The 25,951-nt window shown below is 59.7% G+C and carries 25 protein-coding genes and 1 pseudogene; 8 read left to right on the top strand and 18 right to left on the bottom strand.

From position 1 onward, the window contains the following. Both EAH74_RS31715 and EAH74_RS31710 read left to right on the top strand, forming a co-directional pair. A partial coding sequence (locus EAH74_RS31715) for a transposase domain-containing protein (protein WP_140683574.1) occupies positions 1–249 on the top strand: 249 nt, incomplete at its 5' end. A gap of 186 nt (positions 250–435) precedes the next feature. Further along, positions 436–771: a hypothetical protein gene (locus EAH74_RS31710; RefSeq protein WP_140684230.1), complete on the top strand. Its 336-nt coding sequence runs from the start codon at positions 436–438 to the stop codon at positions 769–771. Between the two features lie 485 nt (positions 772–1,256). On the opposite strand, the pseudogene EAH74_RS31705 reads toward EAH74_RS31710, so the two are convergent. From EAH74_RS31705 to EAH74_RS31680, 7 genes and pseudogenes are all read right to left on the bottom strand, one after another. After that, positions 1,257–1,715, bottom strand: a pseudogene (locus EAH74_RS31705) (VanW family protein); the annotation flags it as partial. Positions 1,716–2,031: 316 nt separating this feature from the next. Then, on the bottom strand, positions 2,032–2,610 hold the full coding sequence (locus EAH74_RS31700) for a hypothetical protein (RefSeq protein WP_140684228.1): 579 nt from the start codon (positions 2,608–2,610) through the stop codon (positions 2,032–2,034). A gap of 87 nt (positions 2,611–2,697) precedes the next feature. Beyond that, complete coding sequence (locus tag EAH74_RS33165; protein ID WP_170206238.1) at positions 2,698–2,865, bottom strand: hypothetical protein; 168 nt, start codon at positions 2,863–2,865, stop codon at positions 2,698–2,700. Positions 2,866–2,876: 11 nt separating this feature from the next. Then, positions 2,877–3,119, bottom strand: coding sequence for a hypothetical protein (locus tag EAH74_RS31695; protein WP_140684226.1), 243 nt, complete (start codon positions 3,117–3,119; stop codon positions 2,877–2,879). A 62-nt stretch (positions 3,120–3,181) separates the two neighbouring features. Beyond that, positions 3,182–4,246 (bottom strand): lipocalin-like domain-containing protein, encoded by a 1,065-nt coding sequence (locus tag EAH74_RS31690; protein WP_140684224.1) that lies wholly within the window; start codon positions 4,244–4,246, stop codon positions 3,182–3,184. After that, complete coding sequence (locus tag EAH74_RS31685; protein WP_140684234.1) at positions 4,236–6,707, bottom strand: ABC transporter permease; 2,472 nt, start codon at positions 6,705–6,707, stop codon at positions 4,236–4,238. Before EAH74_RS31685 ends, EAH74_RS31690 begins: the two co-directional genes overlap by 11 nt. Before the next feature lies 1 nt (position 6,708). Next, on the bottom strand, positions 6,709–7,377 hold the full coding sequence (locus EAH74_RS31680) for an ABC transporter ATP-binding protein (protein WP_140684222.1): 669 nt from the start codon (positions 7,375–7,377) through the stop codon (positions 6,709–6,711). A gap of 165 nt (positions 7,378–7,542) precedes the next feature. Between EAH74_RS31680 and EAH74_RS31675 the strand changes: the two genes are divergently transcribed. After that, positions 7,543–7,836, top strand: coding sequence for a type II toxin-antitoxin system RelE/ParE family toxin (locus EAH74_RS31675; RefSeq protein ID WP_140684220.1), 294 nt, complete (start codon positions 7,543–7,545; stop codon positions 7,834–7,836). 2 nt (positions 7,837–7,838) lie between these two features. Further along, positions 7,839–8,147: an addiction module antidote protein gene (locus EAH74_RS31670; protein ID WP_008153842.1), complete on the top strand. Its 309-nt coding sequence runs from the start codon at positions 7,839–7,841 to the stop codon at positions 8,145–8,147. Positions 8,148–8,160: 13 nt separating this feature from the next. Here EAH74_RS31670 and EAH74_RS31665 read toward each other — a convergent pair whose 3' ends face one another. Both EAH74_RS31665 and EAH74_RS31660 read right to left on the bottom strand, forming a co-directional pair. Then, positions 8,161–8,973, bottom strand: a complete 813-nt coding sequence (locus EAH74_RS31665) for a class I SAM-dependent methyltransferase (RefSeq protein WP_140684218.1) — start codon at positions 8,971–8,973, stop codon at positions 8,161–8,163. 56 nt (positions 8,974–9,029) lie between these two features. Beyond that, positions 9,030–9,926: a LysR family transcriptional regulator gene (locus EAH74_RS31660; RefSeq protein WP_140684216.1), complete on the bottom strand. Its 897-nt coding sequence runs from the start codon at positions 9,924–9,926 to the stop codon at positions 9,030–9,032. A gap of 158 nt (positions 9,927–10,084) precedes the next feature. Here EAH74_RS31660 and EAH74_RS31655 point away from each other — a divergent pair, with 158 nt between their 5' ends. Next, a complete protein-coding gene (locus EAH74_RS31655; protein ID WP_140684214.1) occupies positions 10,085–11,104 on the top strand; it encodes an alpha/beta hydrolase in 1,020 nt (339 codons plus the stop codon). A gap of 78 nt (positions 11,105–11,182) precedes the next feature. Then, entirely contained in the window at positions 11,183–12,619 is a 1,437-nt protein-coding gene (locus tag EAH74_RS31650) for a mechanosensitive ion channel family protein (protein WP_140684212.1), read from the top strand. Positions 12,620–12,709: 90 nt separating this feature from the next. On the opposite strand, the gene ycaC is transcribed toward EAH74_RS31650, so the two are convergent. The 6 genes from ycaC to EAH74_RS31610 form a co-directional block, all read right to left on the bottom strand. Beyond that, a complete protein-coding gene (ycaC, locus tag EAH74_RS31645; protein ID WP_008032694.1) occupies positions 12,710–13,336 on the bottom strand; it encodes an isochorismate family cysteine hydrolase YcaC in 627 nt (208 codons plus the stop codon). A gap of 69 nt (positions 13,337–13,405) precedes the next feature. Continuing rightward, complete coding sequence (locus EAH74_RS31640; RefSeq protein ID WP_140684210.1) at positions 13,406–15,244, bottom strand: amidohydrolase; 1,839 nt, start codon at positions 15,242–15,244, stop codon at positions 13,406–13,408. Next, positions 15,244–15,834 carry an antibiotic biosynthesis monooxygenase gene (locus EAH74_RS31635; RefSeq protein WP_140684208.1) on the bottom strand — a complete coding sequence of 197 codons (591 nt, stop codon included), beginning with the start codon at positions 15,832–15,834 and terminating at the stop codon, positions 15,244–15,246. The genes EAH74_RS31640 and EAH74_RS31635 overlap by 1 nt, the downstream gene beginning before the upstream one ends. After that, complete coding sequence (locus EAH74_RS31630) at positions 15,827–16,243, bottom strand: DoxX family protein (RefSeq protein ID WP_140684206.1); 417 nt, start codon at positions 16,241–16,243, stop codon at positions 15,827–15,829. The genes EAH74_RS31635 and EAH74_RS31630 overlap by 8 nt, the downstream gene beginning before the upstream one ends. Before the next feature lie 758 nt (positions 16,244–17,001). After that, positions 17,002–17,922, bottom strand: a complete 921-nt coding sequence (locus EAH74_RS31615; RefSeq protein ID WP_140684202.1) for a LysR family transcriptional regulator — start codon at positions 17,920–17,922, stop codon at positions 17,002–17,004. 45 nt (positions 17,923–17,967) lie between these two features. Next, positions 17,968–18,951, bottom strand: a complete 984-nt coding sequence (locus tag EAH74_RS31610) for an MBL fold metallo-hydrolase (protein WP_140684200.1) — start codon at positions 18,949–18,951, stop codon at positions 17,968–17,970. Between the two features lie 208 nt (positions 18,952–19,159). Between EAH74_RS31610 and EAH74_RS31605 the strand changes: the two genes are divergently transcribed. After that, positions 19,160–19,600, top strand: coding sequence for a helix-turn-helix domain-containing protein (locus EAH74_RS31605; protein ID WP_140684198.1), 441 nt, complete (start codon positions 19,160–19,162; stop codon positions 19,598–19,600). A gap of 209 nt (positions 19,601–19,809) precedes the next feature. On the opposite strand, the gene EAH74_RS31600 is transcribed toward EAH74_RS31605, so the two are convergent. Together EAH74_RS31600 and EAH74_RS31595 are read right to left on the bottom strand one after the other, a co-directional pair. Beyond that, a complete protein-coding gene (locus tag EAH74_RS31600; RefSeq protein WP_140684196.1) occupies positions 19,810–20,634 on the bottom strand; it encodes an alpha/beta fold hydrolase in 825 nt (274 codons plus the stop codon). A gap of 31 nt (positions 20,635–20,665) precedes the next feature. Continuing rightward, complete coding sequence (locus EAH74_RS31595) at positions 20,666–21,241, bottom strand: flavodoxin family protein (RefSeq protein ID WP_140684194.1); 576 nt, start codon at positions 21,239–21,241, stop codon at positions 20,666–20,668. A 410-nt stretch (positions 21,242–21,651) separates the two neighbouring features. Between EAH74_RS31595 and EAH74_RS31590 the strand changes: the two genes are divergently transcribed. Further along, on the top strand, positions 21,652–24,456 hold the full coding sequence (locus EAH74_RS31590; protein WP_140684192.1) for an ATP-binding protein: 2,805 nt from the start codon (positions 21,652–21,654) through the stop codon (positions 24,454–24,456). Here the strand turns inward: EAH74_RS31590 and EAH74_RS31585 are convergent. Further along, a complete protein-coding gene (locus EAH74_RS31585) occupies positions 24,421–25,905 on the bottom strand; it encodes an ATP-binding protein (protein WP_140684189.1) in 1,485 nt (494 codons plus the stop codon). The two genes, EAH74_RS31590 and EAH74_RS31585, sit on opposite strands and share 36 nt — an antisense overlap. Positions 25,906–25,951: the final 46 nt, after the last annotated feature.

Genomic DNA, 25,951 nt, shown 5'->3' with positions numbered 1-25,951 from the left:
GATAACAACAAGGCCGAGCGAGCGGTAAAACCCTTTGTGATTGGTCGCAAAAATTGGATGTTCAGCGACACGCCCAAGGGCGCGACGGCCAGTGCGCAGATCTATAGCCTGGTCGAAACTGCCAAAGCCAACGGCCAAGAGCCCTATACGTGGCTGCGCCACGTACTTGAACGCCTGCCACAAGCTACTTCGGTAGAAGACTTCGAAGCCTTGCTGCCGTGGAACTGTTCCCCGACTATCTCGCGCTAAATGCACACATCGGTTTTTTGCCATGTGTGGTTTATGGGTCGCTTACGATATTCACGGCATTGGACGTGGAGTGGTTTCTGGACTTTATAGAAACGGAACGATTCACATCCGAAGAGGTATTTGTCCTGACGTTGAGCGCGAAAATTGGCTCGCTTGGCGTTCGTCGATATTAAATGAGAACTATACGTGAATAATCACTCGGTCAAAGCCTATGTCACCCAAGCAGATGGGGACTACGTCCTGTTAAAGCTACTTGATACCGAGTTGAAAAATACGTTGCTCGACCTTGGTTTTTTCCAAGAAACTAACGTTGATGAGTACAAAATTTCAAGTTCGGATGATGACATCAAGGCCAACATTTTTGCCAAACTGCGAACCTTGGAAATTTGCTTTGCTCATGGACGTGAGTGGTGCCCTGCTGAAGTTTTTAAACACCTCAGAGATATCGGGCTGCTGAGCGGTGGATTCAGAGTGATCATCTGGACCGGTCCCGGCCGTTACGAGGTGAGGGACGAAAAATAACTATTGGAGTTGCCTCAACGACTGGCAATCAGGCAAACATTAAAGGCTCAGCAGTTTTTGCCAGCACTACGTTCATAATTGCGTCGGCATCAGGCATTGCCACCCGCATCAAAGAAACCGGATACACACCCCCAAAGGAATGAACCCTTGTTTACCATCTCACGACCATTCGCCCTGCTTTTGGCTTTGAATCTTTCCCTTGACGCCGCCGCGCTGTCACTTCGACCAGAAAAGCGCGCACACGGACGGCTTGGGATATTCAACAATCAGGACACCATGTGAACAAACACAGGATCACCCTTTCAAACGGCTGGATCGCGGAATCTGAAAACCAAGGCGAATTCCGAATGTCAGCCGAAAGCTGGAATCTGGTTAACTTCAAGTCAGCAAACTTTCCTCAACCTCATACTTAACCACCACACGATTCTTATAAAGCCGCTCACTCTTCAACACCTGACTCTCCTGTCCCTTGCTCCTGACCTCTCGCACAACAACTCCCCTTCCAACTGTTGCTCGGCGACATTGAGCTTCAACTGAAAATGGCGATCGGTCGGGTTATGCAGCACCAGGTCAATGTAGTTGTAAAAGATCGCAGCCCCGGAGCCGAATGGCAGTACCCGCCCTTCGTCAGGAAAGGGATAGAAGCTGTGGTTCGACCGCTCAACCACGACCAATAGAGAGTGAATCGCCATCCAGTGAATCAGGTTGCTCAGTTGGCAGATTCCGCCGCCAATGCCGCTACGGGTTTCACCAAATGACAGCTCCATGCCTTCGACATAACCACGTTTGCAAAAATACTCGCCATGGCCGATGACGACGCCGTCCATCGAAGCGACGGTCAGTTTCAGGTTGATGACTTTGTTGTGTTGCAGGGCGAGATCGGAGTTGCCGAGTTTGCGGATCAGTTTGGAGGTGTGCTTGAGGTAGCGGAGTGGCAAACGGGAGGCGGTGTTCAGGGGAACAACGTATTGCTGCAAGTGTGTATCGCACGTCGATAAGGTGTTCGCCCAGTGTAATGGCCTGGCAATCCATGCACCGGTAAAGAGCCCTGACACTGGGCGAACGGGAAGTATTTTAATAGAAAGTTTCGAATATGTCCGCGTCTATGAACATGAAATTTATCGAAACAACATTGATTAAATGTCGGCTTAAATACTATTTAAAGACCGCCAAAACTCACCAGTTAGACCATTAAAACTGATTGTTCTTATACAGAAAAGTTGTACAAGAACAATCAACCTATAGAGCTAATACGCAACCTCAGTGCTTGCTGGTCACTGTCAATATGTCGGTATAGGTCACAACGACACTCTGTCCAACTTCCAGATCTTTCAATTTCGCTTGAACTTCGGGTCTTACGACGTCAACAGTCTTGGACTGGCCGGCGGGGTTTTCGAAGGTGACTTGGTTTTTCTTCACGTCGATTTTGGTGATTTTCAGTTGGACCTGCACCTGACGGTAGGCTTCGCCGCCCGGGTTGTCACTGCCGGGGGCTGCGCGGACTTCGCCAGCGCGTTCGACGGTGCCTGGCAGGCCTTTGTCGACATCGGTGTCGAGGTAGGCGGCGACAGCGCTAGTAACCTTGACATCGACTTGGTCGCCGACTTTCAAGTTGCCGAGGTTTTTGGCCTTGTCGGTCAATTGCACATGGACCTGACGACCTTCCGGCCCCTCCAGGACGACCCGGTGATTGGCAGCATCGACCGAGACAACTTTGGTGGTGACCTGATCCGCCTCCACAACGGCAGACAGCGGGATGTCCGCAGCCATGGCGCTAAGGCTGGCGGCAGACAGCAGGGTCGCAAGGGTGATGGCTTTGGTCAGTGCGTGAAGTTTCATAAGCGGTACATTCCCTGTGAATTGGGGGCAGCAACGAGCGCTGAACCACCGTCCAGCGCCCTCTGCGCAGATGAGCATAGACGCTGATCAGGGAGTCTTCGCAGTTTCTTGTGCGGTGGATTCACCGCTGTCTGTGCCCTTGCCGCTTTCCTTGCGCCGGGTCGGATCGGTCGGGCGCAGGGCGTCGTTGTCGCGCTCGACTTCACCCGGTGGCCGCGGTTCGTCAGGGTGCTCAGTGGGGGTCGTCGGTTTCATGTGGGTTCTCCTCAAGCCTCGGGATCGTCGACCTCTTGGGCGACGTTCACGGCAGGCGAATCTTTATGGGATTGATCGGCCTTGACCTTCAAGGTTTGCCACTGCTCCAGGTCAATGGCGCCCTGCCCCAGCAAGTCGTCGGCCACCCGCAACAGTTCGGCGTAATGGGCGTCGGGGGATTGTTGCCAGTAGGCTTTGTCTTCAAACAGGTGCTGCCACGAATCAAGGTCAGGCGGTTTCAAGTCTTCACTCATGGCGGTCTCCGGTGAACGGACTTCTAGAATTAGGAGGCCATCACTCTGGCGAGAGTTCCGACTCAATACCCGGTCATTTCCAGATAACCCTGCCCACCATGGCTGCCGCTCAATTGCACCGGCCCTTCCCAATAGGGAATGCGCAAAGCCATCCAAGCATTGGGGTTGAGCGCGCTGATGGTGATGTCGAGGTGTTTGTCGGGGATTTTGATCGACCAGCGCACCGGCATCGAACGTCCGGCGACGTTGGCGGTGTCTTGCGGCGTAAGGCTGATGTCGGCGGCGTGCAGTAGCTGCGTCTGGCCCTGAGCGTCGATCCAGGTGCCGGTGAGGTAAGGCGCGCCGTCCTTCTGCCGCATGCGGTAGAGCATCACCTGTTCGCCGCTGTCCAGGTGCAGGGAAAACCAGTCCCAGCCGGTCTGGTTGGCGGTCAAGGGTTGGCTGCTCCATTCCCGGTCGAGCCAGGCCGGGCCGCTGACTTGATACGTTTTGCCGTCGATTTCCAGCGTGCCGCTGGCCTGAAAAAATGGCTGGCTGTAGTAGTACGACGCCTGCCCTTGTTCGGATTTCTGACTGAAGCCTTTGTCGCCCTGAAGTACCAAAGGACGTGTGGAGGTCAGCCGCAGTTGATAGCCAAACTTCTTGTCCCGGGCGCTGAGTTGAAGATCCGCCATCGGGTCGGAACCCTGACTGCTGAAACGCCAATCATCAATCCACGCGTTGAAGGGCGCGAGACTCACACCCGCCTGACCAACACCACCCCGGGCGTAACGCTCGGCGGCGTGATGTTCCGTCGCCGACGTCACGGCTGCGTGGCCAAGCCAGATAATTTGATTACCCCAGCCAACTACTTCGGGCGTCGCTTTCAAGGCGCTGCGAAACAATGTCCACTGCGCGCCGAACTCGCGCCCCTGATCGTCCTTGAGGTTGGCGGTGACGTACCACCATTCAATGCGAAAACCGTCATGCGGACCGTGATCCGCCGGAAAGCTGAACACCCGACCGGGCACCACCGGCGTAAACGCGGCGGCCTGATGACCCAGCCCCGCAAAGCCTTTCTCAACGGGCGCCGAGTTATCGCACCCGCTCAATAGCGCCAATAGCAACACGCCGACCTTAATCTTCATGAGCAAACGTCCTCAGCAGATCCGCCGGTTGCGTGCGATACAGCGAGTACAGCGGCCACGCCGACGCCAATAAAGTCGCCAACAGCGCCAACCCCATCAACTGCAACAGCTGCAGCGGAAACACCCGCAGCGGCAAGCGCCAGCCGAAGGCCTGCACGTTGATCACCGTGTCCAGGCACCACGCCAGCGCGATCCCCAACGGCAACGCCAACACCAGGGTCAGCACCGCCAGCAACCAGGTCTGCCCGAGATTGAGCAGCATCAATTGCCGGCGAGTCACGCCGAGCGCCCACAGAGGGGCGAGTTGCCCGAGGCGGCTCTGACTTTGGGTCAACAGGCTGATGAACAGCGCCACGCCCGCCACACAGAGGGTCAGGCTGTTGAGCGCGGCGGTCGCGGCAAAGGTGCGTTCGAACACTTGCGTGGACCAACCCTTGAGCCGGGCCTGGTCGACGATGCGACTGTCCTCCAGCGCGAAGCGTGTTTGCAGTGCTGTCAGGAAATCCGGGATCAACGTCGGGTCGATGCGCAGGTTGAAACGGCTCGGTGTCAGCTGCGGCCAGCCGCGCAGCAGATGGTTGACGTTGACCAGAATGTGGCCATTGGGATTGCCGTAATCGGCGTAGATGCCGACGATCCGCGGCGACCAGGCGCCGTTCGGGGTGGGAATCGTCAAGTGATCGCCAACGCGCACCTTCAGCCGACGGGCCAGTTGTTCGCTGAGCATCAGTGCGTCGTCCTTGGCCAGTCGGTCCCAAGGGTTGTCGCCCAAGGCTTCCAGCAGCGGCCAATGCTGGCGATACGTCGGATGATCGATCACGCCGAAGACGTCCGCCGGCCAGCCTTGCAACTGGATCGACACTTGCCAGTTGGGCAGCACTGCCGTGAGTTCGGGTTGCTGCTTGAGCCAGGTTTGCAGCTCTCTGGCCTGGGCCGGATTTCGCGGATTGACGTACAGTTCGGCGGTCAGGCGTTGTTCGAGCCAATCGCTGAAGGTCTGACGAAAACCGGCCGTCATGCTGCCCGCTCCAATGTTCGCCGCCAGTGCCAACAACAGCGCCATCAGCGCCAGGCTCAGGGCCGGCAGTTGCTGACGGCAGTCGGCGAGAAACCATTGGCCGAGCACCGAGCGACTGCGATGCAGCACCCGGTTCAACACCCAGTTGAGCACCACCGGCAACGCCAGCGCAGCGCCGATCAACAGTGCCACCATCAGCACGAAGCCACTGCTCAGGCTGTCGCCGAAGATCAACGCCAGCACTGCGATCACCGCAGCGATCACGGCAACCCAACCCTGACGCCGCAACCAGCGCGCGTGAGCCTGATGCCAGGCTTGCGGGTCGGCCAGGGCCAGCAAAGGCAGGCGCGCGGCCCGCAACAAACTGTTGGCCCCCGCCAACAACGCGCCCAACAGACTCAGGCCGACGCCGCTGAGCCACCACCACGGACTGAGGCTCAATTGCCCCGCCACTTCAGCGCCGTACAACCCGCGCAGACTCGCGGCGACATCCGGCAACAGCACGCTGGCCAGCAGGTAGCCGCTGGCGACGCCGACCAGTCCGCCGATCAACGCCAGCCCACCCAGTTCAACCGCCAGACAGGCAATCAGCATCCGTGCGCTAACACCGCAGGCGCGCAGGGTTCTGAGCAAGCCACGACGTTGTTCCAGCGCCAGACCGATCGCGGCGTGGACGATAAACAGACCGACCACGAATGATAGAAAACCCAGCGCATCGAGGTTCAGGTGAAAGCTTTCGGTCAGGCGCGACAAATTGTTCTCTTCGCCGCTGGTCTTGAGCTGCAGTTGACCCTTGAATTGATCAGGCAGGGGCGCGGTGAAATCCTTCGGCAGCAGCAGGCGTGACAGCTGATCCGGCAGGCCGAGAATCTGCTGGGCGAAGCCGATGTCCACCAACAACACGCCCGGTGCCATATCGGACTGCGCATGCAGCGGCGGTAATGCCTGCCCACTCACACTCACCGGGCGCTCGCCCTCGTGCAACCCCAGGGCCTGCATCGTCTGCGGCGAAATCCAGGTACTGCCTGGAGGGCTGAAAAACTCGACAACCTGCTCAATCGGCAACGCCTGCCCGGCCACAGAGGAACCGGCGGGCAGCGACACCGGCTCGATGCCCATCAACTGCAAGCGCTGGTCTTCATGACCCTTGAGCGTCACCCGACCTTGCAGGACCGGCGACACCGGCCAACCCAATCGGCGCAGGTCGACAAACACGTGTTGGGAGAAGGTTGCGCCACTGGGTGAACTGAGGCTGGCCTGGGGTTCGCCGCCAATCAACTGACTGGCCCGGGCATAGCTTTCGCGCGCCTGGCTGTTCAGCGCCTGCACGCCGGTCAGCAGGCTGGTGGCGAGCCAGAGCCCGGTCAGCACACTGAAAAACTGCACCGGATGCTGTCGCCAATGACTGAGCAGCGCCCGCAGCGTCTCGCGAAAGACCCGCACTTCAGCGCTCGTCCGCGCCAGCCAGACGACCACCGTGGAGCACCACTTTTTCGGCCAGCCGCGCGGCAACCCGTGGGCTGTGGGTGACCATCAACAAGGTGGTGGGACTGTCGTCGAGCAACTCCAGCAACAACTTCAAGACCTCATCGCTGGTGGCTTCATCGAGGCTGCCGGTGGGTTCGTCAGCCAGCAACAGTTTGGGTTGCGACGCCAAGGCACGGCCCAGCGCAACCCGTTGCTGCTGGCCGCCGGACAGCTGTTCCGGATAACGCTGCAGCAAATCACCCAAGCCCAGACGTTGCACCAGATGCGCTTGCCAGCGCGGATCATGCCGCCCCGCCAGTCGTGCCTGGAACGCCAGATTGTCCTCCACGCGCAAACTGCCGATCAGGTTGAACTGCTGAAACACCAGGCCGATTTCGGTCCGCCGCCAGTTCGCCAGTTGCCCTTCGTTCATCTGCTCCAGCCGATGTTCGCCGCTGCGGATGCTGCCGCGATCGACCTTGTCCAGCCCGGCAATCAGGTGCAGCAAGGTGCTCTTGCCACTGCCCGACTCCCCCATCAACGCCAGGCTGCTGCCGGGTTTCAAGGTGAGGTCGACACCTTGCAGAACCGCTAATGGGCCCTGGGGAGTGGCGTAGCTTTTGAAGACGCCTTGGACCGAAAGCATGGGGAAAACCGTTCGATGTGCGTGGAGCAAGGATAGCGGACGGTAGCGGCACCGCGAATAGACCCGCTCGGATACCCCCATAGCCCACACGCTTAAGGGAAAAAACATACATAACGAAGGAATTGCCTGACTGGTCATTCGTATCCAGATGGATACATTTGAGTAATGAATTATCTTATTCAACAAACTATGATCTTCGCGGCATGGCATGCCTCAATTCGTGACTTGCGGGCGAAGTTAGCCATCGCTCGTCGCATTGATCGTGCCTCTGCGGGTAATCTGGGCGATATCAAACCGGTGGGTGATGGTGTTTCCGAAATGCGCGTGGACGTCGGTGCAGGCTATCGGGTCTACTTCACTATGCGAAATAGCGTCGTCATTGTGCTGTTGGCGGGTGGTGACAAATCTTCGCAAACCGCCGACATCAGGCGGGCGAAAAAATTGGCAAAGGAGGTTTAAACATGAGCCAGACTTTGACTACTTTCGATATGGCGGCTCTGCTGGACAGTGACGAAGCCATCAGCGAGTACCTTTCGCAAGTGCTCGCAGACGGCGACAACGAAGAGTTTCTTCGCGCTATCGGCTACGTGGTGAAAGCGCGTGGAATGACACAAATAGCCAAGGATTCGGGTATGGGCCGCGAAAGCCTGTACAAGGCCTTCGCACCAGGTGCAAAACCACGTTTCGATACGGTTTTAAAGGTCATTCACGCCCTTGGCATTGATCTCTGCGCGCAGCCGGGTCATTCGGTCAATCACTCAACGCTCTAAGAGACTCTTCTGACTAGACTGCTCGCTTCTGTGCAACCAACGTAAAACACAACGGCAGCTGCGCCGTTTGCTGTTCATACCGATCATAGAGCTCCTCGCGGTTGGAATGCGGGTACTCCTTGAAGTGGCTGATCTGCAATCCGGCGTCGATGGCGCCGGTGAAGATGGCGCCCAGGGTGTGGACGAACCAGTAGGACGAAGCGGCCTGCTGGTCGACTTTGCCTTCGTAGACGATCGGCTGGTCCTGCACGAAAGGTTCGCTGCGAAAGTATGAGCTGTCCGGCCGATACGGATCGGCGGACTCGGGGTCGAACATTTCGAGGAAGGGGTGGGTTTCGTACACCACCAGACTGCCACCCGGCTTGAGGGTTTGTGCGACATGTCGGAAGAATTCGCCGATGTCCGGCATCCAGTTCAATACGCCGATGGTTATCAGGGCTACGTCGAAGCGGCCATGAAGTTCAGTCGGCAAGTGATGAATGTCTGCCTCGATGAACTCAGGCGCATGGGGCGAGCGTGACGCCAGTTCCCACGCCTGATCGAGGAAAGCCTCGGACTGGTCGACGCCCACGACGCTGCGCGCACCCAGCGCAAACAACGACAGGCATTCGCGGCCGTTATTGCAGCCCAGTTGCACCACGTCTTTGCCGTCGACACCGACCTGCTCCAGCAAACCTCGGAGGGTGTCGTCCATGCAGCAAAAATCCCTACAACCAACCGCCGTCAAACGGGCCTGCCATTCGGGGGTGTCTTTGTGGTGTCGGGCGGAGTCATTCCAGGCATCGCGGTTGCTGGCGATGGCTTTTTCTTTTGTCGGCAGTTCCATTGCGCGCTCCAGACTGGGGTCTTTCATTAATTGCGTGGGCTGACACCATAACCCCTCTACAACCCATCCTGAGCCCGATCCAACCGTTCACGCAAAAACTCGATCAACGCCTGCACCGGTCGCGATGCTTGACGGTGCTGCGGATAGACCGCCGACAACGTCAGCGGCGGCGGACGAAACTCATCCAGCACCGGCACCAGCCTGCCGTCCTTTAATGCCGAACCCACAATGAAGGTCGGCAAGTAAGTAATCCCCATACCGGCAATCGCCGCGTCCCTGAGCAGTTCACCATTGTTCACCCGCATCCGCCCGGTGACATTGACCACCAACGGCTTGCCCTGCCCTTCAAAACGCCATTGCACCTGACGACCGTGGCCGTAAGGCAGGCAGTCATGGCTGTGCAAGTCTTCGGGTTTGAGCGGCGTGCCGCGCTCGGCCAGGTATGCCGGGCTGGCGCAGTACATCCGCTGGATGGAGGCGATGCGTCGGGCGATCAGCGTCGAGTCCTCCAGAATGCCGATGCGCAGCGCCAGGTCATAACCCTCACTGAGCAAATCCACCGGCCGATCACTGAGGTCGACCTCCACCGTGACATCGCGATAACGCTGCAAAAACACCGGCAGCAAACAGCCCAAATGCGCCACCGCAAACGACAATGGCGCGCTGATACGAATAGTGCCGCGGGGCTCAGTGGTCTGGCCGGCGATGCCCTGCTCGACTTGCTCGACTTCGCCCAGCAGGCGCAAGGCTGACTCGTAATAACTCTGCCCCAGTGGCGTCACGTCCAGTCGCCGCGTGGAGCGATTGAGCAGCCGCACACCCAGACGCTCTTCGAGCTGCATCAACCGCCGGCTGACGAATTGCTTGGACAGGCCTAATTGATCGGCCGCCGCGGTGAAGCTGCCGGAATCCATGACCTGGCAAAAAATACGCATATCTTCGAACGGGTTCATTGTCACGCCTTGGTTGACAGTCAAACATTTTATAGCCGCTTTTTCCTTTTTAGACACCCTATTAATCTGTGTCCACGGTGTTGCTGAGGCCTGAACCACAGTGCTGGCAGCAACCTGAACCTTAGGTAATCAACGTCTAATTAAAAAGGATTTATCCCATGAACATCGTCAAAAAATCCCTGACCGCTTCCCTCCTCGCCCTCGCCGTAGGCAACGCCTTTGCCGCCGGCAGCCCGGGCGTCGAACACAACACGCAAGCCTTCCTCGACGCGCTCGCTGCCGGCGGTGGCAAGCCGCTTGAGCAACTGAGCCCTGCAGATGCCCGTGCGGTACTGACCGGCGCGCAAAATTCGGTGAAGGTTGATCTGTCGGGTGTGGACGTCAGCGACCGTACGATCAAAGTCGATGGGCAAACCATCAACCTGAAAATCGTGCGGCCAGTTAAGGTCAAAGGTGAATTGCCGGTGTTTATGTTCTTCCACGGTGGTGGCTGGGTGTTGGGCGATTACCCGACTCACCAGCGTCTGATCCACGACCTGGTGATCGGCTCCGGTGCTGTCGCGGTGTATGTCGATTACACACCGTCGCCGGAAGCGCACTACCCGACCGCGATCAACCAGGCCTACGCCGCGACCCGTTGGGTGGCAGAGCATGGCAAGGACATCGGCGTCGATGGCAAACGCCTGGCCGTGGCCGGCAACAGCGTCGGCGGCAACATGGCGGCGGTCGTGGCCTTGATCGCCAAGGAGCAGAAAACTCCGGCCCTGCGCTTCCAGCTGTTGATGTGGCCAGTGACCAACGCACAGTTCGACACCGGGTCGTACCAGCAATTTGCTGAAGGCCACTTCCTGACCAAGGGCATGATGAACTGGTTCTGGGACAGCTACACCACCGACAAAGCCGAACGTATTCAGATCCATGCCTCGCCGTTGCAAGCCAGCGCCGAACAGCTCAAAGGCTTGCCTGCGGCCCTGGTACAAACCGCCGAGTTCGACGTGTTGCGTGACGAAGGCGAAGCCTATGCCCGCCACCTCGACGCGGCCGGTGTCCCGGTCACGGCCGTGCGCTACAACGGCATGATTCACGACTTCGGCCTGCTCAATCCGCTGAGCCAGATTCCGCAAGTGAAAGCGGCGGTTCGCCAGGCGGCACTGGAACTCAAGACGCATCTGAACTGAGTTCCCTCGCCTCGCCACACAGCAATGTGGGCGAGGCGGCTACGCGAATCGAAAGCAATCTTTAGCCGGAGTGTCCCCATGTCCTTTTTCCTTGCCCATCTGCTGTCGTGGAGTGCCCTGCTGCTGTTGATCGACGCAGTGCTCTGGCACCTCGCGCCGTTCAAGCATCGCATCACGCGGGTCGGTGTGCGCCTGACGCTGTTCATCATGTTCAGCGCACTCGTGATCAATGCCGGTGTGAGCCCGTTACAGGCGCCACTGTTCACCGAGGATCGCGTAGCGCAATCGGGCGCCACGGCACTGGGGATTCTCTGGTGGCTGTACGCCGCACGGGTGCTCACCGAAGTCATCGGTCTGGTGCTGATGCGCCGCATCGGTCACAGCGGTCGGTTGCTGCAGGATGTCATCGGCGCACTGGTGTTTCTGATCGCCATCGTCGCGGCGGCCGGTTATGTACTGGAGCTGCCGGTGAAAGGTTTGCTGGCGACTTCCGGCGTCGTGGCAATCGTCGTTGGCCTGGCGTTGCAAAGTACCTTGAGCGACGTGTTTTCCGGGATCGTGCTCAACACCACCAAGCCGTATCAGGTGGATGACTGGATCATGATCGACGGCGTCGAGGGCAAAGTGCTCGACATCGACTGGCGCGCTACCCACCTGCTGACCAGTGCCGGCAGTACCGCGGTGGTGCCGAACTCGGTGGCGGCCAAGGCAAAAATCGTCAACCTCAGTCGGCCCAACAACATGCACGGCGTGTCGATCAGCATTCAGGTGCCTAACCACATTCGCCCGCGTCGGGTGCTGGATGCACTGGACCGCACGCTTCAGGGCAGCAGCAGTTTGCTGCTCAACCCCGCACCGAAAGCAGTGCTGAAAGCGTCTGGCGAAACCATGTCCGAATACGTAGCCAGCGGGTTTATCGCCGAGCTGGGTAAAAAAAGCGAAGTGCGCAATCAACTGTTCGACCTGGTGCATCGGCACCTCGAAGCGGCGGGTATTTCCCGGCAGCTCGATGGCGTGATTGAACCAACGACCCGCGCACGGGCGTTGCTGGATGAAGTGAAAATCTTCCGTTCCTTGAGCGAAGATGAGCGTGATCAAATCGCCCAGTCGATGGTCCCGCAGCAGTACGCGGCAGGTCAGGTGGTGCTGGAATTGGGCGACGTGCCGGACAGCTTGATGGTGATCGCCACCGGGGTGGTCAGCGCCACCGTACCCAATGGCACAGGGCAAACCGAAGCCGGGCGTATGGGGCCGAGTGAAGTCATGGGCGAGCAAAGCATTCTCACCGATACACCCTCGCAGGCGACCTTCACCACCTTGACCTCGTGCATCATTTACCGGATCGACAAATCCCTGACCCGTGATTGCATGGAGCAACGCGTCGAAGTGGGTCAGGCGTTGAACAAGCTGCAAGCGGTCAGGCAGCAGAACAGTCGGTTGGCGTTGATGACCACACCGGTGCCGATCAGGAAAAGCGGATTCCTGAGTTGGCTGCAGAAACGCCAACCGGTGTAACGGGGCACACGGTCCAGCTAGCAAAAAGCTCATTCACCAGCCAAAAAAATGCCCGCACATTCGCGGGCATTTTTCTGTGTGATTGCAAACTTACTTCGAAGTCAGCACCGAGTAGCTGTTCATCAAATTGCGGTAGTTCGGAATGCGCGGCGACAGCAGGTTCGCCAGGCCTTCCATATCGTTGCGCCAGTCGCCCTGCAGCTCGCAGGCCACCGAGAACCAGTTCACCAGTTGAGCACCGGCCGCCGCCATGCGCGCCCAGGCCGCTTGTTGCACGGTTTCGTTGAAGGTACCCGAAGCGTCGGTCACGACGAACACTTCAAACCCTTCAGCCAGCGCCGACAGCGTCGGGAACGTCACGCAAACGTCGGTGACAACACCGGCGATGATCAGTTGCTTGCGGCCAGTAGCTTTAACGGCCTTGACGAAATCTTCGTTGTCCCAGGCGTTGATCTGGCCTGGACGCGGGATGTACGGCGCGTCCGGGAACTGCTCTTTCAACTCGGGAACCATCGGGCCGTTCGGGCCGTTTTCGAAGCTGGTGGTCAGGATGGTCGGCAGCTTGAAGAACTTGGCCACATCGCCCAGGGCCAGTACGTTGTTCTTGAATTCGTTCGGCGAGAAATCCTGAACCAGCGAGATCAGGCCCGTCTGGTGGTCAACCAACAGGACAACGGCGTCATCTTTGTTCAGGCGTTTGTACGGAACGTTGCTCATGTGAAACTCCTCGGTGGATGGGTATTACATACGGCGCCGACGCGCAGGGTCGGCGCTTTTTTGTGATCGTCAGAACGCGAAGCACGAGCAGCCGAACGCGCCCCAGAAACCCGCGAAATCACTGACCGGCGCATTCGACAAGCGCGCCTTTTCATGGCTATGGGAATGCACGCCGCACGGCCCGCTGCAATGGTGAACCTGCGCTTGCATCGGCGAAGTCGGACGCCAGTGCCCCGGCACTTTCACCACCGGCGACCAGTCCGGCAGCACCGGTACGCTGGCCGGTCCGAGTTTTTCGAAGTCACCGGCGGCGTACACCACCTTGCCGCCGACCACGGTCAACACCGACTCGATCCACTTGATCGCTTCTTCGTCGACGCTGAAAAAATCCGCGCTCAAGGCCGCGACGTCAGCCAGTTGGCCGACCTTGATCATGCCTTTCTTGCCCTGCTCGGAAGAGAACCAGGCGCTACCGTGGGTGAACAGCTCCAGTGCGGTTTGACGAGACAAGCCCTCGGCATGCAGTTCCAGGCCACCGACCGTGCGGCCGCTGACCATCCAGTACAGCGAAGTCCAGGGGTTGTAGCTGGACACTCGCGTGGCATCGGTGCCGGCGCCGACCGGTACACCTTCGGCCAGCATGCGTTTGATCGGCGGGGTCGCTTCGGCGGCTTTGGCGCCGTAACGCTCGACGAAATATTCGCCTTGAAACGCCATGCGATCCTGAATCGCGATACCGCCACCCAGCGCCCTCACCCGCTCAATGTTCTGCGGTGTAATGGTTTCGGCGTGGTCGAAAAACCATGGCAAACCGTTGAACGGAATGTCGCGGTTAACCTTCTCGAACACGTCGAGCATGCGGCTGATGGATTCGTTGTACGTGGCGTGCAAACGGAACGGCCAGCGCTGCTCGACCAAGTGGCGCACCACCGGCTCCAGCTCGTCTTCCATGGTTTGCGGCAGGTCCGGACGCGGCTCGAGGAAGTCCTCGAAATCCGCCGCCGAGAACACCAGCATTTCCCCGGCGCCGTTGTGCCGCAGATAGTCGTCACCCTGATGCAGGGTCACGCTGCTGGTCCAGTTCTTGAAGTCGGTCAGTTCTTCTTTCGGCTTCTGGGTGAACAGGTTGTAGGCGATGCGAACGGTCAACTGCTGGTCCTTGGCCAACTGCTCGATCACCTGATAATCGTCCGGATAATTCTGGAAACCGCCGCCGGCATCGATGGCGCTGGTCAGGCCGAGACGGTTGAGCTCGCGCATGAATTGGCGGGTCGAGTTGACCTGATATTCCAGCGGCAACTTCGGCCCCTTCGCCAGCGTCGAGTACAGAATCATCGCGTTGGGCCGTGCGACCAGCATGCCGGTCGGTTCACCGTTGGCATCGCGCACAATCTCGCCACCCGGCGGGTTCGGCGTGTTGCGGGTGTAACCGGCCACGCGCAACGCGGCACGGTTAAGCAAAGCGCGGTCGTACAAATGCAGGACAAATACCGGCGTATCCGGCGCGGCCTGATTGAGCTCTTCGAGGGTCGGCATGCGCTTTTCAGCGAACTGGAATTCGTTCCAGCCACCGACCACGCGCACCCATTGCGGCGTCGGCGTGCGGTCGGCCTGATCCTTGAGCATGCGTAGGGCATCGGCCAGCGACGGCACCCCTTCCCAGCGCAGTTCGAGGTTGTAGTTCAAACCGCCACGGATCAGGTGCAAGTGCGAGTCGTTGAGGCCGGGAATGACGCAGCGACCCTTGAGATCGATGACCTGCGTACCCGAACCGCGCAGGGCCATGGCTTCGGCGTCGGTGCCGACCGCGACGAAGCGTCCATTGCTGATCGCTACGGCGCTGGCGCGTGGGTTTTCACGGTCAACCGTATGAAATTGACCATTGAACAAAATCAGATCGGCGTTCATCACGTTTCCTTGGGCTGAGTGGAAGAGGACAGCCAGGGCGCGAACAAGCGCGTCGCCATCGGCATGAACAGGTACACCACCGAAACGACGATGGTTAGCGTGATCAGGAACGTCGCGACCACGTAATTGGACAGGAAGGTATTGAGCTGCAGCAACGGGCCCCAGATCAGCGGCACCAGCAAGGTGTGCGGCAAAATCACCAACAACGTCACCACGGCCTGCTTCCAGCGCGGCGGTGGCGGCGAAGCGGCGTCGGCTTGCGGCGCGAACCAGAATTCGTTGACCGGATTGACCTCGGTCTGGTCGCCGTCAGCGAGCATCGGTGTGGCTTCGTTGACCAGTTCCAGCCGTTGCGGTGAATCGAGCCAGCGTTGCATCGATTCGGTGGAGCAAAAGCGCAGCACGCAGGTGTACAGGTCAAGGCCGGCGCTCTTGCCGCGAATCACATCGACGCCCAAGTGCCCTTCCTGCTGCCCGGCAATGCTGACAATGTTGCGCAACCAGGCTTCATAGGGCGCTTCAAAACCCGCCTTGATTCTGTGCTTGATGACCAGGGTCACGACTTCCTCGAAACGATTGGATTCAGGCATAACGCAAAGCTCCAGGGAAACGGACATTGAGCGCCAGCCGTCCCGGCCCGGCGATAAGAAGGCTGGTGAACAGAATCAACAGCAGCCAACCGAACTGCCCTTCATCGAGGCTCCATTGCGCATGCACCACCAGCAGCGCGATCAGCAACACCGCCAAAATCGGCAGACACGCCAGACGCACCAGCACCCCGGCGATGATCAGCAGCGGACACAGCACCTCGGCAAAAATCGCCAGCATCAGCGTGACGTTCGCGCCCAAGTGAAACGGGTCTTCGATGACTTGCAGTTGAGCGTTGTAGTTAAGCAGTTTCGGCAAACCATGCACCCACAGCAGAAACAAACCACCGCTGACCCGCAAAAAAAACAGCCCGACATCCTGGGCTCGTTCATCCCATCGCGAAGCATTCATGGGCTACCTGCACTAATGAAAAACCACCGGCAGCGATGTGCCGGAACGTCATTCGATAGTGCCGCTGTGGGGAAGGGAAAAATTGGATGTACGTGCTCTTTTTGTGGATGAGCCCAGCGGTACGATCCACCGCAGATCCCTTGTGGGAGCGAGCCTGCTCGCGAAGGCGATGTGTCATTGAGCATTGATATTGCCTGACCCACCGCTATCGCGAGCAGGCTCGCTCCCACAGGGAATCGGCGCACGTCTTTCGCCCCTCACCACTCAACAGGCCGAGCGTTAGCTCGCCTGCAGCACTTGATCTTGATCCACCCGCCCCGTCGGGAGGCTGAGTGGAGGTGTTCATCTGGGGGGGTAGGCGCGCAGCGCCGTTCGACGAAGTCGAACACATCGAGAGGAGGTTGAAGCGAAGCCAACCGGAGGCGATGCCCCCAGATGAATGCCGGAGCGAGGGTACGCCGAGCCCAGGCGAGGGGCCGGACGCTGGGGCGAAGCCTTTTGGTTCCTTTTTGGCGTTTGAAAAAGGGACTCGCCGTAAGGGCGAAACCCTAGGTGGCCGTTACCGCAGGAATGGATATGTACACCTGAAAGAGATTGGTCGGCTACCAGGCCGCCTTCGCGAGCAGGCTCGCTCCCACAGTTGGACGGGGTACATCAGGATATAAACAGGTCGGCTGTCAGGCCGCCTTCGCGGGCAAGCCTCGCTCCTACAGGGAATCGGGCAGGCGGGAATGTGGTCGGCCCGGAGGCCGCCACGGTCAAGCCGAAATCGGCAAAGGCTTCGACATGAACTCACTGATCCGCGACCGCAACCACCGTTCCGCCGGATCGTTGTCATGCACCCCGCTCCAGGCCATCGAAAGCTGCGCCGCTTCAATCGGAAACGGCGGGTCTTCGGCCCGCAACGCACAACCCTCGACCAACGCACACGCGGCGTAATCCGGCACGGTGGCGATCATCTCGGTCCCGGCCAGCAATGCCCGCAACCCACTGAACTGCGGAACGCCTAACACCACTCGCCGACTTCGTCCGATCTTCGCGAGATCAAGATCAATGTTGCCGCTCAAATCCCCCGAAAACGACACCATCGCATGCGGTCGTTCACAGTATTCATCCAGCGACAGCGTCCCCGGTCGTTTGTCACCCCGCAGCACCTTGCACGGAATATCCCGCAACGTCTTGCGCTTGGCATTGGCCGGCAGATCCGTGGTGTAACTCACTCCCACCGAAATCTCCCCAGACGCCAGCAACGCCGGTATCAGCAGATAATTCGCCCGCCGCACGACCACAATGATCCCTGGTGCCTCCTCCCGGAGCTGGCTCAACAATGGCGGAAACAAGCCAAACTCGGCGTCGTCCGACAGCCCAATGCGAAACACATCGCAGCTTGTAGCGGGATCGAATTCTTTAGCTCGGCTCACGGCCCCGGAAATCACATCCATCGCCGGCTGCAGTTCCTTGAGAATTGCCAGTGCCCGCCCTGTCGGCTCCATTCCACGGCCGTTGCGCAACAGCAGCGGATCGTCGAACAGATCCCGCAACCGTCCCAGCGCCGCACTCACCGCCGGCTGCCCCATGAACAGTTTTTCAGCAACACGGGTGAGGTTCTTTTCGAACATCAACGCTTCGAAAATCACTAACAGGTTCATGTCGACGCGGCGCAGATCGTTACGGTTCACAGGCAGATTCCCTTGTGTGTTCAGCCAGGCACTTAGAGGCGGACTTTACTCGATCAGCGGTACGTTGGCCGCACGTTTGTAAGGACCGTACTCCACCGGTATCCATTGGAAATGCTTGCCCTCTGCCGCGATATGGCCGATGCCCGGAAACGGCAAATGCGCCGCTGTTACCCAGGTTTTGCTCGCCGCTGCATCACTGAAAACCCTGGCGCGGCTCTTGATCGCTTGCTGACTGTTGACGTCAAAGCCGATCGACACTTCAGGGTGCTCGAACTGCACCGCGAGGTTATGCACCAGATCACCCATGAACAGAATGCTCTGACCCTGCGAGGTAAAGCGGTACGTGGTGCTGCCCGGCGTGTGGCCAGTCTCGAGAACCGCCTCTACACCCGGTACGGGCGACTGACCGGCACCGAACGTCTTGAAGCGACCCGCCGCGACGTAGGGCGCGGTCGAGTCCTGGGCGATTTTGAAATACGGCTTGGCACCCTCCGGCGCCGTGGCGAGGGCCTGAGGATCAAGCCAGTAATCGGCTTCTGCCTTTGCCGCGTAAACAGTGGCGTTGGCGAAAATCGGTTTCTGCTGTCCGTCGACCAGTCCGCAGACATGGTCCAGATGCAGGTGGGTCAACAAAATCGTATCGACCTGCGCAGGCTCATAACCGGCGGCTTTCATATTGTCTGACAGCATCCCGGCTGTAGCACCAATGCACTGGCCGGCACCGGTATCGACGAGGATCAATTGCTTGCCAGTGTTGATCAGAAAGGCGTTGAACGCGGTTTGTACGCCCGGCGTTTCAATCGAACGGCGAGCCAGCAGCGCGCGGATCTGACTTTGGGTCAGGCCTTTGAGCAGTTTGGGCGACAGATCGTTGTAGCCATCGAACAACGCCGTTACCTCGTAATCGCCCACCGCCAACCGGTAATAACCCGGCACTTGTGTGCCGACTTGCGCCGGTGCCTGAGCCGAGGAAATGCCGGACGCCAGCGCGGCCGCGAGCCCCAGCGCGCAAACCAGAGAATGTTTCATGCCACCACCTTGGTCGAGTCAGAAGAGCGGCCACGTATACCGCCGCCAGATGACGTCGATTTTGCACGGCTCGCACCCGCAAAAATTGCAGCCATGTGCTGAGTTAGCGCTGTTGGTTACCCCCGCACACCGACGGAATTAACAACGTTTAACTCGCCTGCCAGAGCCCTGCGGCCAAAAATGAAGCTCACCGACAAGGACATCTGTCATGGCCCATTCTCAGCAAAACGTTGCCCGCGAGGCGACCACTGAAACGCGAAAGAAAAACACCGGCGGCCTGACTCCGTGGCGCGAAAGCCTGGTCAAACAACTGATCCTCGAGCGCCTTGGTGAGACCGTTGAAGTGAGCGAACTGGCCCGCGCCTGCGCCCTTTCGCGCAGTCATTTCTCCCGCGCGTTCAAGTGCAGCACCGGGCTCTCACCTCAGGACTGGATTCGCAACCAGCGCATCGCCCGCGCCAAGCAATTGATCCAAAGCACTGACTTGACGCTGACGCAAATCAGTCTCGAATGCGGCTTCTGCGATCAGGCACATTTCTGCCACATCTTCACTCGCAATGAAGGCATCACTCCATTTGCGTGGCGTTGCCGCACCGTACGGTCCCTGGCCCACCGCCCCGCCTGCACCGCTCAACTTCACGCGCCGTAAACCCGCTAACACATTTCTTGTAGCAGCTGTCGAGCCCCGGCGAGGCTGCGTTCGGCTGCAAAGCAGTCGTGAATTCAGCCCCCCGGTGTTTCAGGCAGGCCGCGCTCTCGCATTTTGCGACTGCTTCGCAGCCGAACGCAGCCTCGCCGGGGCTCGACAGCTGCTACAAAGCTTCCATGGCATAGGATCGAGGGGCTAGGGATTAACGCTTAGTCCTTCAAAAACGCCAGCAGATCAGCGTTGAGCTGATCCTTGTGGGTATCCGTCAAGCCATGGGGGGCGCCGGGGTAGATCTTCAACGTAGATCCTTTCACCAGTTTTGCCGACGCAATGCCCGCCGCTTCGATCGGCACCACCTGGTCAGCATCGCCATGCACCACCAGCGTCGGAATGTCGAACTTCTTCAGGTCTTCGGTGAAGTCGGTTTCGGAGAACGCCTTGATGCAGTCATAAGCGTTCTTGTGGCCGGAGGTCATGCCTTGCATCCAGAACCAGTCGATCATGCCCTGGGATGGCTTGGCGTCCGGTTTGTTGAAGCCGAAGAACGGACCGCTGGCGAGGTCGATGTAGAGCTGCGAACGGTCGGCCAGGGACGCCTCACGAATGCCATCGAACACTTCGATCGGCAGGCCTCCAGGGTTGGTTTCAGTCTTGAGCATCAGCGGCGGCACCGAAGAAATCAGCCCGGCCTTGGCCACGCGGTCGGTGCCGTGGCGACCAATGTAGCGCGCCACTTCGCCGCCGCCGGTGGAGAAGCCGAACAGCACGGCGTCTTTGAGGTCCAGCAACTCGATCAACTGCGCCAGATCATCGGCGTAGGTGTCCATGTCGTTGCCGGTCCACGGCTGGCTGGAGCGGCCATGACCGCGGCGATCATGGGCGATCACCCGGTAGCCTTTGGCAGCCAGGAAGATCATCTGCGATTCCCAGCTGTCGGCGTTCAATGGCCAGCCGTGGCTGAAGACGATGGGCTGACCGCTGCCCCAGTCCTTGTAATAAATCTCGGTGCCGTCTCGGGTCGTGAACGTACTCATGCGTTGTCTCCTTAGCGAGTGTTGGGGTGAATCAAACCGGTGAGTGGCTCATGCGTTCAGCCAGCCGCGCCACTCGCTCGCCCAGATGGGCGGCGGTGCAGCGGTCTTCGGGGGGCGGTGCGCGTTCGGGGGACTGTTCGACATTCGACTGCGCCATGGCGCCGAGCGAGCTACCCAGGCGATTCATTTGCCCATCGAACACGCCCGTGCTCGAACGCGCCGGTAGCAGGCCGAGGCCAACCCAGATCATTGAATGCTGCGCGGCGAACACTGCCATCTGCAGCAAAGTGTTGAGTTTGTCGCCGCACAGGCAACCGGAATTGGTGAAGCCGGCCGCCAGTTTGTCGCGCCAGGGTTGGGCCAGGTAGAACGCCGCCGTGGCGTCCATGAACCCCTTGAAGGGTGCCGAGGCGCTGCCCATGTAGGTCGGCGCGCCGAAGATGATCGCGTCGGCGTTGTGCAAATGGTCCCAGTGCCGGTCCACGTCCTCGACCGAAATCAGCCGGCAGGTACTGCCCAGGTGGCTTTCCACACCTTGGGCCACGGCGTCGGCCATGACACGGGTGTGCCCGTAGCCACTGTGATAGACCACCACCACGTTGCTCATTCCGGCGTCCTCATGACATGTTTAATCCCTTTGTTCCACGGCAGCCCCCTGTGGGAGCGAGCCTGCTCGCGAAAGCGTTGTATCAGTCACCAACGATGTTGAATGTGCCGCCGCCTTCGCGAGCAGGCTCGCTCCCACAGACCGGTGGCCGTTGAAGATGCAGAGTTTTGAGCGTAAACCGGACGCAGGACGAGTTAAACGTTGTTAATTTTCCCTGGCGCGCCAAAAGCCTCAGCGACACCTTTAAGACCGTCGCGCCCAATAATTACCGACCCCATGAACAAGGACGGGGAACCAGCCATCCAGGCGGACACCGCAGAGTCATCCGGCCAGCGCATTGCGTTGCCGTAAAAACCTGACGAATATGTTCGAAAACCGCGTACCAGACGGCGGCAAGCAGGAGTGACACGTTGACCCTTCCCCCCGAACAAGCCGTCCATTTCGGCCCCTACCGGATCTATCCCGGACAACGTCTGGTCATGGAGGCCGACCAGCCCTTGCGCCTGGGTCGGCGTGCCATGGACATTCTGTTGATCCTTTTGGAACACGCCGGGCAGGTGGTCAGCAAACAAACGCTGATCGCCGGGGTGTGGCCCAAAAGCGTGGTGGAAGACATCAACCTGCGGGTACACATGGCAGCGTTGCGCAAGGCCCTCGGCGACGGCCAGGCCGGCCAGCGTTACATCGTCACTGTGGCACAGCGCGGGTACAGCTTTGTGGCACCGTATTCGCTGGAGCACATCGAGCATCCTCCAGGGAGCGAAGCGCCCGCGCCGAGCGGCCACAACCTGCCCGTTCGTCGAACCCGCATGATCGGGCGCCAGTCCTTCGTCGATAGCCTGGTGGTCCAGCTGTCACGCCAGCGTTTCATCACCCTGGTCGGCCCCGGCGGGATCGGCAAAACCACCGTGGCCCTGCGTGTCGCCGAACAACTGATCGGGCGCTACCGGGATGGCATTCGTCTGCTGGACCTGGCGCCGATCAACGATCCGTCGATGATCACCGTTCACCTGGCGACATTGCTCGAACTGTCCTTGCACGACGCCGAGCCGATGAGCGGCCTCGCCGCGTTTTTGCGCGACCGGCAGATGCTGCTGGTGATCGACAACTGCGAACACCTGGTCGACGCGATTGCATTGCTGAGCGAGAACATCCTGCGCGCCGCGCCAGAGGTGCACATTCTGGCCACTAGCCGTGAGAGCCTGCGGGCCGAAGGTGAATGTGTCCAGCGCCTGGAGTCGCTGGACTGCCCTCCCCCCATCGCCGTACCAGACCGCGCTCAGGCCCTGACCTTTTCCGCCCTGCAGTTGTTCGTCGAACGGGCGATGGCCAGCCACGACAGCTTCGAACTGACCGATGACGACCTGCCGCTGGCGATTGAAATCTGCCGACGTCTGGACGGTATTCCATTGGCGATCGAATTGGCGGCCGCGCAAGTCAGCGGCCTCGGATTAAGCGGATTGCTGACCCAACTCCAAGGCAGTTTTCGCCTGTTCACCCAGGGTTGTCAGACCACGCTGGGCCGACACCAAACCCTGCGCGCCACACTGGACTGGAGCTTCGAGCTGCTCAATGCCTGCGAACAAACCTGCCTGCGCCGACTAAGTGTGTTCAGAGGCGGATTCACCCTGGAATCGGCGGCGGCGGTGATCGTCGGCGAACACATCGAACCGCAAGCAGTGTTTGGCTCGATCACGCAACTGGTGGCCAAATCGTTGCTGAACGTGGAGGTGGGTGACGAAGAGGTGTTCTACCGGTTGCTCGACACCACACGCAGCTATGCCCTGGAGAAACTCGACCAGGCCGCCGACCTGCCCGATACCCGGGAACGTCACGCCGAACGCTGTCTGGCGTTGATGAATCAGGCCCAGCACGACTGGGAGCTGATCCCGACGCGTACGTGGATCGAGCGTTATGCCCGCGGTCTGGAAGACATTCGTTCGGCCCTCGACTGGTGCTTTAACGCGCAAGGACCGCACGCATTGGCGATCCGCCTGACGGCAGCTTCCACGCCGCTGTGGCAGGAACTGTCGCTGCTCAAGGAGCACGGCCAGTACGTGCGCAAGGCGCTGTCACTACTCGATGCAACGTCCGATCCCTGCCCGCAGCTGAAGATAGCCCTCCATCTCGCCCTCGGCAGTTCTTGCTATCACACTCAGGTCGGCACGGCGGAAACCATCGAGGCTTTTGTCAGCGCCAGAACCCTGGCCAAGCAATGCAACGATTTGGCCGGTCAGTTGCGGGCGGTGTCCGGGCACATGGCGGTCAACCTCTGTAGCGCCAATTATCAAATGGCCCTGGAACAGAGCCGGCAATTCGATCGGTTGGGGCTGCACGGCGATGCAGTGTTGTCCCTCAGCATGCATCGCTTGCGGGTGCTGGCGTTGCACTTTGCCGGGGACCAGCAGCAGGCGCGGATCAATGCCGAACAGGTGCTTCAGCGCATGGCCCAGAGCGGTCACCTCAACCGCTTCACCTACGGTTTTGGCGTGCACTACGATCAGAGCGTCGCCTCCCTGACGATTCTGGCGCGCATCCTCTGGTTGCAAGGGCAACCGGAACAAGCCTGGCGCACCGCCCGACAAGCGCTGGACATTGCGACCCAGATCAACCACGGCACGTCCATCTGCTACACCCTGGCGCTGGCCGGTTGCCTGATCGCTCACTACAACGGCGATACCCCAACGGCTCGTGAACTCTTGCGCCTGCTGCTGGAACAAGCACAGAAACACTCGGTGCTGCTGTTCTACACCTGGGCCCGGCACTATGCGCAGGTAATCGACCGCGCCGAGGCGCGTACGCCTCTTCAACCAGGTGTGGGGCTGATCAAGGACATCATGGTCACGCTGGATGGCAGTTTCGTCGATGACGCCCTGTTGCAACGGGCCGACACCGGTACGGCCGGCTGGAGCACCGCGGAAGTTCTGCGGGCCCGGGCTGATGCGCTGCTGGCCGAGAATTGCCCACTGAAAACCGAAGCGGCCGAGGCCGTGCTGATCAGGGCGTTGAACGTGGCAAAACATCAGGGCGCCCTGGCTTGGGAACTGCGCAGCGCCACCTCGCTGGCGCAACTTTGGCAGCGTCAGGGCCTGTATCAGCAAGCTCATGAGCTGCTGGCACCGATCTACCATCGGTTCACCGAGGGATTTTCTACACCGGACCTGAGCAAAGTCCGTCGATTACTCGACGAGCTCCATGGGCAACTGCATGCCTGAGACCCAGCGCGCCCGGCTGATGTAATGCGAATAGCGCTGCTCAAACGCCCGCAGGTGGCCGCTGTGTTCGAGCTTCTCAAGGGCATAGGAGCGCGTGGTGTTGAGAAAGCGATAACGGGTCGTGCCGTTGACCTGATCCATCGAGAGCAACGATTTGGCGACCAATCGCGTCACCAGTGTCGCCAGTTGATCGGGCTTCAGCGCCACGCAACTGCACACGCCAATCGCGGCATCGAGGGTGAAGGACATTTTGAACACCGACAGGCGCTGCAACACGGTTTGTTCCAGCAGGCCCAGCCGTTCATAGCTCCAGTCCAGCGCAGCTTTGAGCGTCTGATGTCGGGGCACCGCCGTGCGCCGGCCTTGGGTCAGCAGCTGAAGACAGTTATCCAGCTGAGCTTGCAAACCGACCAACGCCAGCGCGTGGATCTGCGCCGCTGCCAGTTCAATGGCCAATGGCAAACCATCGAGCCGCCGGCAGATTTCACGGACCGCCTTGAGGTCTTGTTCGCGCAAGGCAAACCCTTGTTGACGGGCTCGGGCACGACTGACGAACAGCTGCACCGCCGAATACCCCATGGTTTCGGCGACACTGTGCAACGCCGACGCCGGCGGCACCGCCAGAGACGGCACACGCTGGACCGTTTCCCCTGCTGCCTGCAAAGGCTCGCGGCTGGTCACCAGAATGGACAGCCGAGGCGCCGACCTCAGCAAATCCTCGACCAGGGTTCGACAGCGTTCCAGCAGGTGTTCGCAGTTGTCCAGCACCAGCAACGCGTGCCAGTTTGCAAGCACCTCCAGCGTCGTGCCGATCTCCCGTTCAAGGGTCTGGATCAGATGATCGACCCCTCGCGCGGGGTCATCGATCGCTGCAAAATCAACCAGCCACACACCCTCTTCATAGTGCTGCAACAGCAGTTCGGCGACACGCAACGCCATCGTGGTCTTGCCGATGCCGCCGGGGCCGACCAGCGTCATGAGACGCCGGACCGGCAACTGCCGGACCAGACTGCCGACCAGCGAATCCCGACCGGTCACCGGCGTGAGTCGTGCGGGCAGGTTGTGCTGATGTTTTTGCACGGTCTCGATCAAGCCCCGCGTGCCTGCGGACGCATGCTGCACAGGGGCGATAAAACTGTAACCGCGCTGGGGAATGTTGACGATGTAGCGCTGGCCATTCTGCCCGTCGCCAAGCGCCCGACGCAGGGCCGCAATGTGCACGCGCAGGTTGATTTCCTCGACCACGGACGTCGGCCAGACGTGAGCAATCAGTTCATCCTTGCTGACCACGTTGCCGGCGCGCTCGACCAGCACCTGGAGGATATCCAGTGCCCGACCGCCCATGCGCAGCGGTCGATCACCCTCAAGGATCAGCCGTTGCCGCAGGTGGAATGCATAGGGGCCGAATCGCAGCACCGCATCGCTGTTTAAATCTCTGAGGCTGTTCATGCACATTCGCTGAAACCTGGCCCGGCTCACAGTGCAGCAACATCCC

The sequence above is a fragment of the Pseudomonas mandelii genome (genome assembly GCF_006438925.1).
GTDB classification, from domain to species: domain Bacteria; phylum Pseudomonadota; class Gammaproteobacteria; order Pseudomonadales; family Pseudomonadaceae; genus Aquipseudomonas; species Aquipseudomonas mandelii_C.
The sequence above is the reverse complement of the archived record's forward strand: the minus strand, read 5'-3'. Positions and strand labels throughout refer to the sequence as shown.